This window comes from Peribacillus sp. NPDC096447, from assembly GCF_044762725.1.
Classification (GTDB): domain Bacteria; phylum Bacillota; class Bacilli; order Bacillales; family DSM-1321; genus Peribacillus.
Genome location: NZ_JBIWEV010000002.1, coordinates 730977 through 744182 on the forward strand (window position 1 = coordinate 730977; position 13206 = coordinate 744182).

The window sequence follows — 13206 nt, forward strand, 5'->3', positions numbered from 1 at the left end:
ACCGACCATTTGACCAGCATTATTACTGTACCATTTGCTTCCCTTCCCTTTAAACCCCTCTTTTTATCCCAAATAGAATCCCCACCAGTTGTTAATAGGATCAGGTGGGGTTTTTTCATGTGTTTCAAGTTTTAGTATACTATCTTGATTGACGGATAATCTTAATGGTACGCTAGCTTTAAAACTATTATTTGTTGTTTTATCAATCTAAAATCTTGTATATTTAAATGAGTATATTTTATAACTTACTGATGTTTGAAACGAATGATCAGTAGCAGCTCGGAATAGCTAATCATTGAAAATAAATATTTTTTGAAAGTGAGCTGAAAGCTGATGATGTGGTCACCACTATTCGAAAATGATGTACCTGCAGTTATTCTTCCTTAACGGCAGAAAAATTGCATCTCCGTTAAGGACTGGAAATGTTTAGTTAAAACGGAGGGTACAAAATGAAAAACACTATATTAGGTTCTTTATATTTATCACTCGCTGCTAGCATTTGGGGCGGGATGTATGTTGTGGTAAAAGTTGTGGTAGAAGTTGTTCCGCCACTTGAATTAGTATTATTACGATATGTAATTGCGATTTTTGCTTTGCTGACAATTGGTTTTATAACAAAACAATCTTGGCGGATTGAAAAACGAGACTGGCTTTTGGTTTTCATTATAGGACTTGTTGGAAACACAATTTCCATCGTAACCCAGGAAGTCGGTACACTGCTATCCACTGCACAAATGGGAGCTATCATTACTTCCACAACACCTGCATTTATGGTGATATTTGCACGTATCGTTTTAAAAGAAAAGATCACTATCAAGAAATCGATTTCTGTAATTTTAGCGACAATCGGAGTCGGTATCATTGTCGGGAATGCCCATATTGGCTCATCTCACCAACTTGGGGGCCTATCACTGCTTATTGCTGCCTTAACTTGGGCACTCATGTCTGTTCTAATTAAACGGGTCCCTGGGCAATATTCACAAATTGTTATAACGACCTATGCAGTGCTTGTGGCAATTGTCTTTTTAACACCTGTTACGATCAGTCGATTGGATGAGCTTGATTTCCAAGCAATCATGCATCCATCCATATGGGGCGGCCTATTATACTTGGGCGTTATTTCCACTGCATGTGCCTTTTTACTGTGGAATCGCGGACTGCAAATGCTTACCGCTTCAAGTGGTGGATTATTTTTCTTTTTACAGCCTATAGTCGGTACTTTTTTAGGTTGGTTAATACTAGGTGAACAAATCGGCTTGTCTTTTTGGATCGGTACAATATTAATTTTTATCGGTGTGTTATTAGTCATTCGGGAAGAATAACCCACATTAAAAAGTTTATTAGTGTTATATATTAAAATGTACCCTATAGAGCGGTCTCTTTAAAAAAGGCTGCCTATAGGGTTCTTTTTGTGTTAAAAAGGGAGATTGGGAAAAAGTTTTTTTGTTTGTAATTTTTTTCATTATTCCCTTTTGTCTTATTAAGAAGGAGAAACCTTCAAGAACAGACCGCCGCACCGTCCCCACGCGGATCGACCCCGCCTTTGAGGAAGTTATGCTCATCAATCCGAATTGCTTGTGCATGGCCCATCACCCCATCGAATTCTTCCACCACTTCGACATGATGTCCCCTTTCTTTCAGTTCATCAACCGCCTCCTTTTTGACACGGCTTTCGATTTTCAACGACTCGCTATCTTCACCCCAGGTTCTTCCCCAGACGAATCGCGGTTCATTGATTGCAGCTTGTGGGTCCATTCCGTAATCTATCATCCTGGTAATGATAGCAGTCTGTGTTTGCGGCTGTCCTTCCCCACCCTGAGTACCATATAAAATGCTCGGTTTTCCATCTTTGCAGGCTATAGCCGGCATCAATGTATGGAATGAGCGCTTGTTAGGTTCGAGTGAGTTGACATGATTGGAATCAAGCGAGAAAAACGATCCTCGATTTTGTAACATGACCCCTGTTTGACCGGCAGTGACACCAGATCCAAACTCAAAATAAAGGCTTTGAATAAAGGAAACCGAGTTTCCATCTTTATCGACCACTGCAGCATAGGCCGTGTCACTTCCCATTGGTGGACTCGTAACTTTCTCGGCATTTGTCTGAATTGCTGATGCTAGCTTCGCTGCATACTGCTTATCTAGCAACTTATCTATTGGAATATCAAAGAATTCAGGGTCTGTAAGGACTTCGTTACGATCGCGGAAACCTGCTTTTAGAGCCTCTGCCAATAAATGATAGTATTCAGCAGAACCATGATCAATGTTGTCAAAGTTGAAATTCTCAAGAATATTGAGCGCCATCAGCCCGACGAACCCCTGAGAATTTGGCGGAACCTGATAAATCGTATAATTTCGATACTGAGTCGAAATGGGTTCTACCCATTTTCCATGGTGATCAGCGAAATCCAATGCGGTTAACAGACCCCCTTGCCCTTTCAAATAGGATACGATTGCTTTTGCAAGTTCTCCATTATAAAAGACATCACGGCCTTGATCAGCAATCAACGCTAAGCTCCGGGCAAGATCTTTTTGAACAAACCGTTCACCTACCTTCGGAACTTGCCGACCCGGTGCATATATTTCAGCTGTTATCGGTTCCGTCGAAAGCCAATCCCAGTTCTTTTCCGTATACATCACTTGATTTTTCGTAATCGGAAAACCATCTTCAGCATACTCAATCGCCGGCTCGAGAACTTCAGCAAAAGTAAGTGTTCCACATTCTTTCAATATCTCATCCCAGCTGTCTACCATCCCCGGAACTGTAATTGCGCTTCTTACCCCGCGAAAAGGGATTTTCTTTTCACCTCTATATGCATCACGATTAACATCGCTACCGGAGCGTCCGCTTCCATTGAAAGCACGAATTTCCCCGTCCTTCTTTTCATATGTAAGCCAGAAAGCATCTCCACCGAGTCCGGTCATATGTGGATAAACTACACCCAAACAGGCACTGACTGCCACTGCCGCATCAAAAGCATTCCCCCCTTTTTCAAGAATTTTGTGCCCTGCCACCGATGCTAAATAGTGTGGGGTTACCACCATACTTTTCGTTCCAATTATCGATTGGTTCATAAATCTACTCCTTCTTAATTATTTGATTTTTCTAAAAATTAATGTTAATTGTATTATAACCGGTTTGGTTTTTTTTGGAAATCGAAATCCTTCTTTAAGACAAAAAGTTGTTTTTCTTCATTATCATCAGTCTATTTAATTAGTAAATACCATTTATACATTCATTACGTAAATATCATTTGAATTTTATATACATTTCGAAATCATTTTTGTTATCATTAATTCATAATCATGGAAATGAACTCTAAATATTAAACGCAAAGGAGGAATCGCTTTTGAAAAATCCATATACGGAATTAACGGTTGGGATGATGAGAACGGGCATTTTAGGTTTTGGCGGTGGGCCATCTGTCATCCCGCTCATCCGCCATGAAGCAGTTTCCCGCTATAACTGGCTCGACGATGATGAATTCGGGGACACTTTGGCGATTGCCAATACACTCCCAGGACCGATTGCCACGAAGATGGCAGCATATCTTGGTTATAAATTAAAAGGCTGGCCGGGAGCCCTCGTAAGTGTGGCCGCTCACGTTTTACCTTCATGCTTTGCGATGGTTTTCTTGATTGCATTCATTAATGTTTTAAGTAATTCAGCAATGATCAATAATATGATCGCTGCTGTCATGCCGGTGGTTGCCGTCATGCTTGGCCAAATGGCTTATGAGTTTGGCGAAAAGGCGGTAAAAGGTTTAGGAAAGGTGCTCGGAATCACCTTTTTTGCGATTTCCTTTTTACTGCTGCAAGTCATTTCCCTGCATCCGGGTATCGTCATAATGATTTTCCTTTTATATGGGGCGTTCCATTTTAAATTAAAGGATAGATTGAAAAATAAAAAGGTTGATAGGAAGGAGGAATCCGCTTAATGGGTCTTATAATCCCAATTGGAGTCGCTGTTTTTCTGGCGTTTTTCATAGCCAATATTCTTGGTTACGGTGGAGGCCCAGCCTCGATTCCGCTAATGTATGATCAAATCGTCACCCGTTATGGCTGGCTTGATAATACCGAGTTCTCACAAATGCTTGCGTTAGGAAATTCACTCCCAGGACCGATCGCCACGAAAATAGCCGCATATGCCGGATATGATGTATATGGCTGGCCAGGATTTCTAGCTGCATTGGCAGGCACGATCATCCCTTCAGCCGTGGCTTTGATATATTTATTAAAAATCCTGAAAAAATACAAGCAATCGCCTATCGTAAAAGGCATGTCCCTGCTTGTGCAGCCCGTGATTGCAATCATGATGTTATTGCTCACCTGGAATATGGCCGCGGATGCCGTCGGTTCCATCGGCTACATCCATTCAATCGTCATCGCTGGTTTGGCATTCTTGGCTTTAGGTAAATTCAAGATTCACCCCGCATTCGTAATCATTCTTGCCTTTGCGTATGGCGGCTTTATCATCCCGCTCACATAATAAAAAAATCCACCTATATTGGGGGATTTTTTCATTTAAAGCTTCATGCCCATCCGGCTTTTATAACGTTTAATGAGAATTTGGCAATCAACGCTGACAACACCGATTACCGCATACAGCTTCTCATTAAGAAAGCGTTCCATCTCTTGATTATCAGTAAAGATTCCGTGCATATGGAGCTTACTCGGACCGGTCATATGATATAAACTCGTTACAGCCGGTTCACTTTCTAATTGCTGTGCGACCGATTCCAGATATTTTGGCTCTACCTCAACGTTAAAGAATGCCGAGACATGGATGCCGACCTTTGCTGGATTTATGACCGCAGTAAACCTCTCGATCACCCCGTTTTCAACAAGATGATTAATTCTCATCTGAACCGCAACTCTGGAAAGCTCCACTTTCTTCGCTAAGTCGGTATACGAAATTCGTGCATCTTCATGTAAAACCGATATGATTTTCTTATCGATCTCATCAACTTTCAAGCTGGGAATCTTAAAGTCCTCTGCCATCCTACGTAACTCCTTTTCGATTTCTTTATTCCATTATCGCAGAGAACACCACCGGATCACAACAATCTTCCTTTTCACTTCTAATAAAGGCAGAAAATTTTGGTCAGCCCTAATTTCCACCTCTATTTGCATATGAATGTCCATCATATATGTAGTTTTTCAAACTTAAGATACAGCATTCATCCAGCTGAGTGCAGCCGCCAAAAAGATGGAATTCGAATAGACTCAGGGCCGGACAAATGACGGTATCTCCGACACCCCCTTGAGTTCCAGACTGCAGTCCCCCTCCTACTTCTAAAATTGGAAGGCGGGGGTTTTACAGCCCGTTTAATGCAGGATAATAGTTTTTGAATTTCCAATGGATACTTCCTCAATCCTTTGTTTGAAAGGTTTTTGCGATATTTTTGTATTCCTCATCATTGAGAATGCCCATTTTTTTGAATAATGCGGAATAAGCCATTATTTTTTTCTGCGTACGGTTTGTACAATTCATATGGATCAGCTCCTTTTTTACATAGTATTCATTTACGACAAAATGTTTCCTTAATACAAAACATTTTGAATAGACTAAATAAAAAAAACTGCCCATTTTCACGGCAGTTTCAATTTATTATAGGTGTAATAAAATAAGAGCAGTCTATATAAATTCAAGTATGAATGATCATCATCTATTTTTTAAATAACCTCTTCCTAAAGGGTTATTGCACGGAAAAACCGATCCCCCCATTACCATATACAAGACTGAAAAAATGCAGTTTGGGTCCATTAAAAATATTGTCTCTCTTGCAACAGGTCATCATTCAGATTATCGTTGTTTAAGAGATGCGAAGAAATTGAAAATACTGCATACTTTCTTCATACTTTTTCGCTAAACTGACTTTATTCCATAAGAGGGTGAATGCTCATGAAAATCTCCTTTAAGCTCGGACTATCTATATTTGTTTGCATTTTTTTGATGGAAACCGTTTCGATGATTTACTTGCATAATAAAGTGATCCATTCCCGTATCAATCAAGAATTGGAATCACTGAAGGCCCGTGGCAATAGTCATCGTGATGTGTTGGAAATCACGTATTCCGACTCTACCCTTCAGCATATCGGCCTGATGGAATACCATACCGATACAGATGTCGTGATTACGAACACAAGAGGAGACATTCTGATATCTTCCGCAAAGGTTAATGGGGGAATGAAAAAAATCTTGGCAAAAAACATCCCGCAACTCCCCCGAAAAGGTATGGTCATCCAATCAAGTTGGAAGGATGAAAGATATATTGCCACCGTTACGCCATTTATCAGTGATAAAGAAAAAAAAGGCTATGTTTATATGTTCAAAGATACTAGAGATGTTGAGGATTTAATCGCACAATTGAATAAGCATTTCCTTTTTGCGACTGCTTTGCTCCTTTTCTTCATGCTTATCACCATTTATTTTCTATCAAAAGCTTTGACTAGACCGCTTATTGCGATGAAGGAAGCGACAACCAAACTCAGCAAAGGAAATTTTTCAGTGGCTGTGCCAGTACGATTTCATGATGAACTCGGGGAGCTTGCCCAATCCATTCAAAGCTTGGCTAATGAATTGAACTATTTAAAGAAGGAGCGCAATGAATTTTTGGCAAGTATCTCTCATGAACTGCGCACGCCGCTAACTTATATCAAAGGGTACGCTGATATTACCCGCCGGAAAGACTTGAATGCTGCCGAACGAACACGATACTTAGAGATCATCCATGATGAATCCGAACGATTAAACAGATTATTGGACGAACTATTCAATATGGCTAGAATGGATGTAAATACATTCACCATATCAAAAGAAACCGTCCAGCTCTCTTCATTCCTGCAAAACATTCATGAAAAAGTGCTGCCGGCTTTTGCAAATGAAAGTATTCAATTGAATCTGGAATGTAAGGATGATTTATTTATAGATATAGATCCCTCGCGGTTTGAGCAAGTCATTCTTAACCTGCTCGATAATGCGCTGAAGTACTCGAACAAATATACTGTCACCACCATCAAAGCCACTGAATGCCTTGGCAGGATTTCCATCTCCATAATCGATCAAGGGGTTGGCATTCCCCCTGAAGATATCCCCCATATCTTTGATCGTTTATATCGTGTCGAGAAATCACGCGCCAGAGATACCGGTGGATTTGGATTGGGGCTCTCCATCGTCAAGCAATTAGTGGAGATACAAGGAGGAACCATTTCGGTAAAAAGCAACGTGGAGCAAGGAACGTGCTTCACTATCACATTTAAGGAGATAACAAATGAAGACAATAGTTCTGGTTGATGATGAACAAAGAATGCTTGATCTATTAGAGCTATACATTAAACCTCACGGATATACATGCATGAAGATGAAATCTGGACATGAAGCCTTACAGTTCTTAGCGCATAAACATGCGGACATAGTCCTTCTTGATGTTATGATGCCTGAGATGGATGGGTGGGAAACGTGTGAAAGGATCCGTGCGTTTACCAACATTCCCATAATCATGCTCACCGCCCGGGATGCTGCACAAGAAATGGTAAAAGGGTTGAAAAAGGGCGCAGACGATTATATTACGAAACCATTTAATGAAGATGTTTTACTTGCCAGAATCGAAGCAGTGACGCGGCGAGTGCATAATCAGGATGATACTGTGATCTTTAGGGGGCTAAAATTAAATGAATCCGCTTATGAAGCACATTATGATACCAAAACAATCCCATTGACACCAAAAGAGTTCTCACTGTTGTGCTTGTTTTTAAAATCACCAGATCAAGTGTATTCCAGAGACCACCTGCTTTCGACCATATGGGGATTTAAAACGGATACGGAGGATCGGACAATCGATTCCCATATTCGAAATATTAGAGAGAAATTGCGTCATGCCGGTTTTCCAGAAGATCAACACTTGAAAACGGTCTGGGGCATCGGGTATAAATGGAGTTCTGTGGGTTGATATGAATTTCATTTCTGAGGCATTACTATCCAGCGGCCCTTTTTCCATTGCTGTAAGTTTAGTATTCAATATATTGATTAGCGTGCTAGGTTTTATTCCAAGCGTATTCATCACGGCCGCCAATATCACCGTATTTGGATTTGAAAAGGGATTGATCCTTTCTTACATGGGAGAAATTGCCGGTGCAGTGGTCAGCTTTTGGTTATATCGAAAGGGCTTTCAAGCATTCCAACCCAAGTTCATGAAGAACCGGTGGGTCATGAAGCTGCAAAAGTCACAAGGGTTTCATGCATTTTGGATGATCCTGATGCTTAGGCTCCTTCCTTTTATACCATCCGGCGTGATCAACCTTACAGCAGCATTAAGCAAGACGGGAATGATGATTTTCTTCCTCGCCACATCCATCGGAAAACTGCCTGCCCTCCTTGTCGAGGCGTATTCGGTGACACAAGTATTGAAGGCATCGGACGATGTAAGGATTGTTTTGGTACTGTTGATTCTGGTAATCGCAGTCGTTTATTACTTTAATAGAAATAAGAAAAAAGGAATGTAGTAAAAATCCTCCCTTTCAAGAATCAGTAACCCTTGGTCTCCAAGGGTTACTACCAGATTCAGAAGGCGGATGAGGCATGACCCCATTATATCGGGAAAATATATTCGACGAGTTCTTTGATTTATATCACTGTGCCGAGAACGGCTTCGAAGCCTTTTCATTAAAATAGCAAAAGAATGACACAACGATGGATGGATCGAAATACTTTCCTTTTTGTTCGTTTATGAAAGATAATGCCCGCTCCACTGACCAGGAATCTTTATACGTCCTTCTGCTGGTCAATGCATCGAATACATCCACAATGGCAACGATTCTAGCTTCCAATGGGATGTCCTTACCTTTCAACCGATGTGGATATCCAGTTCCATCCCATTTTTCATGATGATGGAGGATGATGTTTTCAGCCACTTCCATGCTGCTGATCACATCATTGTTTATTTCCCTTGAAATCTTATTCAAAATATCGGATCCCATTAACGGATGCATCTCGATGATTTTTCGTTCATAAGGAGATAACGAGCCAGGTTTGTATAATATCCCCTCAGGAATCTCCGCTTTCCCGATATCATGTAGAATACTTGAATGGACGATATGATTCAAATAGCTTTTAGATAGTTCCAGCTGGCATCTTCGATTATGAACGATAATTAGCTCCTCGGTTAGATTTTGAACTCTCAATAAATGCGCTTCAATGCCTTGATCACGGATTTCGCATGAAATGGCGAGTACCTTTTACAATTCGCTTTGAGTCTCTGCCCTTTTCTTTTCCGAAAGGTAGATCCCTTCTTCAATTGTTCCAGTTCACGGAAAACCCCTACAAAATACCACTGATCCCCCAGATAATAGGGGTAATCGTAATCGAGGAATGCCAAATCTCACCCGATTTCTTTCGATTGGTGAAAACCCCTGACCAAGGATTCCCCTTCCTTAACTCATTTTTCAGGGATGTGTATGTACATAAAGGTGTTAACCCTGACTTCAAGAATCCAGCTTTGAACCCAATGATACTGTTCCTTGAATACCCTGTCGTCCTTTCATAACATGGGGATTAATATCAAGTATGCGATGATCTTGATCCGTAATGATGACGTCATCCCCCAACTTTAAATACCCTGCCAATTCGCATGGCAGCCTTGATTTCCCTTTCAAAATCTATACCTCCAATAACCTGCTGGATTTTCCAATTCTGTCTCATAGTGTCACGGCTCATTCCGTTCATGATTTGATAATTTAATTAGATAGGTTAAATGAACTATATTCGAATGATAAGGTATAGAATACCATACAAGTTTTATATACAATAGTTACTAAGTATCGTTTTGTGATTAAGAGATTGATTACAAGTTTCTGACTGCACCAGGTATCAGCCTTCGCATTCCCATTAAGAATTTTGCATGTCGAAGGGTAAATGGGTTCATTTCCGCGAATGTTACACTTATATAATGAGATGATGCCTATACTATCTTCCTGTTTTCTGGAAAAAAGAATGAATTTATTGTGTTTTAATGGGAAATTCCTTTATAATGCGCATTAGATGATTTTTTAGCATTGAATACGAGAGGAGACTGAAATATGAAGAAACTATTGTACCCAATCATCATTGGATTATTGGCAGTTGTTCTGACGGCTTGTGGTTCGAACGATGAAGCTGATAAGAAAAATGACGAGAAAGAGACTAAAACAACTGAGAAAGAAACGGCTAAAGCAACTGAGGAACAGCAAAAACAGATGGAAGAAATGCAGAAGAAACTAGACAAGCAAAAGGTGGATGAAAAGAAAACGGTGGCCATCGTCAATGACGAAAAAATTTTAGGTGCGGAATATAATACCGTGTTGTCCACCACACAAATGCAGATGCAGCAATTCGGACAAGACCCGACAACCAAGGAGGGAGCCAAACAAACTAAAGAGCAAACGCTCAACTCTTTAGTGGGGCAAACATTGCTGCTTCAAGCAGCTGATAAAAAGGGCTACACAGCTTCCAAGGCCGAAATTGATAAGCAACTTGCCGAAATCAAAAAGCAATATGAGAGTGAAGAGAAATTCAAGGAAGCGATGAAGCAAGCAGGCCTGAATCCGGAAACTCTGAATGCTCAGATTGCAGAGAACATCCCATATACGAAGTACGTTGAAAAAGAGATTAAAGTGGAAGAAGCAACTGATGAAGAAATCCAAAAGTATTATGACCAGGTTGCAGAGCAAGCTAAAACAAGCGGACAGAAGGTACAGAAACTTGAGGAAATGAAGCCGCAAATCAAGGAACAACTAGAGCAGCAAAAGAAACAAGAAAAGCTTGTGAAGCATGTGGAAGAACTTCAGAAAAATGCCAAGGTCGATATTAAGATTTAATGATGAAAAGAGCTGCCAATTTTGGCAGCTCTTTCTTTATGGTCTTTGGTCGCCTATTAACACCCACGGCTTTTCAATTTTATTTATTCACCCGTTTTAGAGAAACGTGCAATTCTTTCTCCTATTTCATCACGAACACGTTGGAAGGTAGCCCATTTTTCTTCATCTGTTCCTTCCGCTTTTGCCGGGTCATCAAATCCCCAATGTTCACGTCTCACATGCGGTGGCGTCATTGGACATTTGTCTGCCGCATCGCCACATAATGTGACCACAAAATCGGCATTATTTAAAATGTCAGGGTCAATGATATCGGAAGTTTGATTGGTAATATCCATTCCAACCTCGTTCATCGCTTTAACAGCATTCGGATTCAAGCCATGTGCTTCAATTCCTGCACTTAGCACTTGCCATTCGTCCCCTAGATATTTCTTACCCCATGCTTCAGCCATTTGGCTTCTGCAAGAGTTACCTGTACATAAGAAGTAAAGTGTTTTTTTAGCCATGCTGCTTCTCTCCTTTGTTTGTAAGTAAGTGTTTAATGAATGATTTGCAACCATATATATAAGCCAACTAATGTGATGAACAATGTTGGGATGGTTAAGATGATACCCGTTTTAAAATAGGTTCCCCATGAGATTTTCACGCCTTTTAATGAAAGGACATGCAGCCACAATAACGTAGCCAAAGAACCGATAGGAGTGATTTTCGGGCCCAAGTCCGAACCGATGACATTTGCATAAATAAGGGCCTCCCTGATTGCGCCTGTTGTATGGGTGTCGGAAATGGCAAGGGCATCAATCATAACGGTTGGCATGTTATTCATAAGTGATGACAGAATGGCAGCGATGAATCCCATTCCAATTGTTGCTACAAATAATCCTTGATCGGCGGTAACTTGGATTAAATCCGTTAATACATTCGTCAAGCCAACATTTCTTAGACTGTAAACCACTACATACATACCAATTGAGAAAAAGACGATTGCCCATGGTGCGCCTTTGATAACGGTTTTCGTGTTGACCGCTGGACTCCTTCTAGCCATCATGAGGAAGAAGATGGCGACAATGCCTGCAATGATGGATACAGGAACCCCAATGAATTCACTGGTAAAATAACCAACAAGCAATATTCCTAATACGATCCAGGACAGCCTAAACATCCTGTGGTCTTGAATGGCTTCCGCTGGTTTTTTAAGCTGTGACACATCGTAATTTTTCGGTATGCTTTTACGGAAAAATAGATATAAAACCAAGATGCTTGCTACAAGTGCAAAGATGTCCGGTACGATCATTCTTGAGGCAAACTCGGCAAAACTGATATTGAAAAAGTCTGCGGATACAATATTTACAAGGTTACTCACCACTAAAGGAAGTGAGGTTGTATCGGCAATGAACCCACTGGCGATGATAAAAGGGAAAATCATTTTATCACTAAATTTCAAGGCCCGAACCATTGCTAATACGATCGGGGTGAGGATAAGGGCGGCTCCGTCATTCGCAAAAAAAGCAGCCACAAGAGCACCAAGGATACTTACATAGACAAACATCCTTACTCCATTTCCCTTGGCGGCTCTCGCCATATGCAGTGCTGCCCATTCAAAAAATCCTATCTCGTCCAAAATAAGCGAGATGATGATGATCGCGATGAAGGCGAGTGTTGCGTTCCAGACTATCGATGTCACGTCTATGACATCAGTAAAGTCCACCACTCCAACAAGTAAGGCCAAAACCGCACCCCCACATGCTGACCATCCGATTGACAATCCCTTCGGCTGCCAGATGACGAGAATGAGTGTTAATAAAAAGATGATAACTGCCAAAATAACTGATCCCACTGAAGTAGTACCTCCTAGTTAGTCACAACAAATCCGTTTTCCTTGTGCTGTTAAGTCTAATTTAAAGTTTTGACTTGGCAAATCCTTGATGACCGCCTGAATAAATGTGTAATGGGAAGAAGACGGGTTTAACGAGTAAAAAACCCATTGTCCCCTCCTCGCTTCATTCACGATCCCGCTATCTTTCAACTTTCGTAAATGCTGGCTGATAGCTGGCTGGCTCATCTCGAATAGGTCCACAAATTCACAGACACAGCATTCATGCTCAGCCATGATCTTAATCATGGTCAAACGGGTTTTATCACCTAGTAATTTAAGAATGTTTGCCGTAGTTTCCAAATCCAACGCTTCATTCATAGCTTTTCATCCCCCCTAGCACATAGTAAATAAGTATATGCTTATTTGATTATGCATCATCATTGTATAAGCATATTCTTATTTAATCAATCATTAACTATTCAACAATAAAATTTTAAAATTTAGTCTGCTTAGATTCATAAAGGGTGTTGTTGGGTGTT

Annotated in this window: 14 protein-coding genes; 7 read left to right on the plus strand and 7 right to left on the minus strand. The window is 40.7% G+C overall.

What is annotated here, in order from left to right:
• Positions 1 to 449: 449 nt before the first annotated feature.
• Positions 450 to 1322, plus strand: a complete 873-nt coding sequence (locus tag ACIQZD_RS10515) for a DMT family transporter (RefSeq protein WP_402901639.1) — start codon at positions 450 to 452, stop codon at positions 1320 to 1322.
• Positions 1323 to 1497: 175 nt separating this feature from the next.
• Here the strand turns inward: ACIQZD_RS10515 and ggt are convergent, their stop codons facing one another.
• On the minus strand, positions 1498 to 3075 hold the full coding sequence (ggt, locus tag ACIQZD_RS10520) for a gamma-glutamyltransferase (RefSeq protein ID WP_402901642.1): 1578 nt from the start codon (positions 3073 to 3075) through the stop codon (positions 1498 to 1500).
• 275 nt (positions 3076 to 3350) lie between these two features.
• On the opposite strand from ggt, the gene chrB reads away from it, so the two are divergent.
• Positions 3351 to 3938 carry a chromate efflux transporter ChrB gene (gene chrB / locus ACIQZD_RS10525; RefSeq protein ID WP_402901645.1) on the plus strand — a complete coding sequence of 196 codons (588 nt, stop codon included), beginning with the start codon at positions 3351 to 3353 and terminating at the stop codon, positions 3936 to 3938.
• The gene (gene chrA / locus ACIQZD_RS10530; RefSeq protein ID WP_402901648.1) at positions 3938 to 4489 is read left to right on the plus strand and encodes a chromate efflux transporter ChrA; all 552 of its coding nucleotides are present in this window, start codon (positions 3938 to 3940) and stop codon (positions 4487 to 4489) included. The genes chrB and chrA overlap by 1 nt, the downstream gene beginning before the upstream one ends.
• A gap of 35 nt (positions 4490 to 4524) precedes the next feature.
• Here the strand turns inward: chrA and chrS are convergent, their stop codons facing one another.
• Entirely contained in the window at positions 4525 to 5001 is a 477-nt protein-coding gene (chrS, locus tag ACIQZD_RS10535; protein WP_402901651.1) for a chromate efflux transcriptional regulator ChrS, read from the minus strand.
• Between the two features lie 904 nt (positions 5002 to 5905).
• Between chrS and ACIQZD_RS10540 the strand changes: the two genes are divergently transcribed.
• From ACIQZD_RS10540 to ACIQZD_RS10550, 3 genes are read left to right on the plus strand one after another with little or no spacing between them, the layout of a single operon-like run.
• The gene (locus ACIQZD_RS10540) at positions 5906 to 7297 is read left to right on the plus strand and encodes a HAMP domain-containing sensor histidine kinase (protein ID WP_402901654.1); all 1392 of its coding nucleotides are present in this window, start codon (positions 5906 to 5908) and stop codon (positions 7295 to 7297) included.
• Positions 7275 to 7952, plus strand: a complete 678-nt coding sequence (locus ACIQZD_RS10545; protein WP_402901657.1) for a response regulator transcription factor — start codon at positions 7275 to 7277, stop codon at positions 7950 to 7952. Before ACIQZD_RS10540 ends, ACIQZD_RS10545 begins: the two co-directional genes overlap by 23 nt.
• A 1-nt stretch (position 7953) precedes the next feature.
• Positions 7954 to 8505 (plus strand): TVP38/TMEM64 family protein, encoded by a 552-nt coding sequence (locus tag ACIQZD_RS10550; protein ID WP_402901660.1) that lies wholly within the window; start codon positions 7954 to 7956, stop codon positions 8503 to 8505.
• A gap of 126 nt (positions 8506 to 8631) precedes the next feature.
• On the opposite strand, the gene ACIQZD_RS10555 is transcribed toward ACIQZD_RS10550, so the two are convergent.
• Both ACIQZD_RS10555 and ACIQZD_RS10560 read right to left on the minus strand, forming a co-directional pair.
• The gene (locus ACIQZD_RS10555) at positions 8632 to 9183 is read right to left on the minus strand and encodes an HD-GYP domain-containing protein (RefSeq protein ID WP_402901663.1); all 552 of its coding nucleotides are present in this window, start codon (positions 9181 to 9183) and stop codon (positions 8632 to 8634) included.
• A 300-nt stretch (positions 9184 to 9483) separates the two neighbouring features.
• The gene (locus ACIQZD_RS10560; RefSeq protein WP_402901666.1) at positions 9484 to 9654 is read right to left on the minus strand and encodes a hypothetical protein; all 171 of its coding nucleotides are present in this window, start codon (positions 9652 to 9654) and stop codon (positions 9484 to 9486) included.
• Between the two features lie 423 nt (positions 9655 to 10077).
• On the opposite strand from ACIQZD_RS10560, the gene ACIQZD_RS10565 reads away from it, so the two are divergent.
• Positions 10078 to 10854, plus strand: a complete 777-nt coding sequence (locus ACIQZD_RS10565) for a SurA N-terminal domain-containing protein (protein ID WP_402901669.1) — start codon at positions 10078 to 10080, stop codon at positions 10852 to 10854.
• Between the two features lie 83 nt (positions 10855 to 10937).
• Here ACIQZD_RS10565 and arsC read toward each other — a convergent pair whose 3' ends face one another.
• Genes arsC through ACIQZD_RS10580 form a run of 3 tightly spaced genes read right to left on the minus strand, consistent with a single transcriptional unit; the run spans position 10938 to position 13045 of the window.
• Entirely contained in the window at positions 10938 to 11357 is a 420-nt protein-coding gene (gene arsC / locus ACIQZD_RS10570) for an arsenate reductase (thioredoxin) (RefSeq protein WP_063593232.1), read from the minus strand.
• A 32-nt stretch (positions 11358 to 11389) separates the two neighbouring features.
• Positions 11390 to 12688 (minus strand): arsenic transporter, encoded by a 1299-nt coding sequence (locus ACIQZD_RS10575; protein WP_402901673.1) that lies wholly within the window; start codon positions 12686 to 12688, stop codon positions 11390 to 11392.
• A gap of 18 nt (positions 12689 to 12706) precedes the next feature.
• The gene (locus ACIQZD_RS10580) at positions 12707 to 13045 is read right to left on the minus strand and encodes an ArsR/SmtB family transcription factor (RefSeq protein ID WP_402901676.1); all 339 of its coding nucleotides are present in this window, start codon (positions 13043 to 13045) and stop codon (positions 12707 to 12709) included.
• Between the last annotated feature and the right edge of the window lie 161 nt (positions 13046 to 13206).

Coding starts and splice junctions, on each gene's coding strand:
- ACIQZD_RS10540 (WP_402901654.1), top strand. CDS start 5,906: ATGAAAATCTCCTTTAAGCTCGGACTATCTATATTTGTTTGCATTTTT.
- ACIQZD_RS10580 (WP_402901676.1), bottom strand. CDS start 13,045: ATGAATGAAGCGTTGGATTTGGAAACTACGGCAAACATTCTTAAATTA.
- ACIQZD_RS10515 (WP_402901639.1), top strand. CDS start 450: ATGAAAAACACTATATTAGGTTCTTTATATTTATCACTCGCTGCTAGC.
- ACIQZD_RS10545 (WP_402901657.1), top strand. CDS start 7,275: ATGAAGACAATAGTTCTGGTTGATGATGAACAAAGAATGCTTGATCTA.
- chrS (WP_402901651.1), bottom strand. CDS start 5,001: ATGGCAGAGGACTTTAAGATTCCCAGCTTGAAAGTTGATGAGATCGAT.
- chrA (WP_402901648.1), top strand. CDS start 3,938: ATGGGTCTTATAATCCCAATTGGAGTCGCTGTTTTTCTGGCGTTTTTC.
- ACIQZD_RS10565 (WP_402901669.1), top strand. CDS start 10,078: ATGAAGAAACTATTGTACCCAATCATCATTGGATTATTGGCAGTTGTT.
- ggt (WP_402901642.1), bottom strand. CDS start 3,075: ATGAACCAATCGATAATTGGAACGAAAAGTATGGTGGTAACCCCACAC.
- ACIQZD_RS10550 (WP_402901660.1), top strand. CDS start 7,954: ATGAATTTCATTTCTGAGGCATTACTATCCAGCGGCCCTTTTTCCATT.
- arsC (WP_063593232.1), bottom strand. CDS start 11,357: ATGGCTAAAAAAACACTTTACTTCTTATGTACAGGTAACTCTTGCAGA.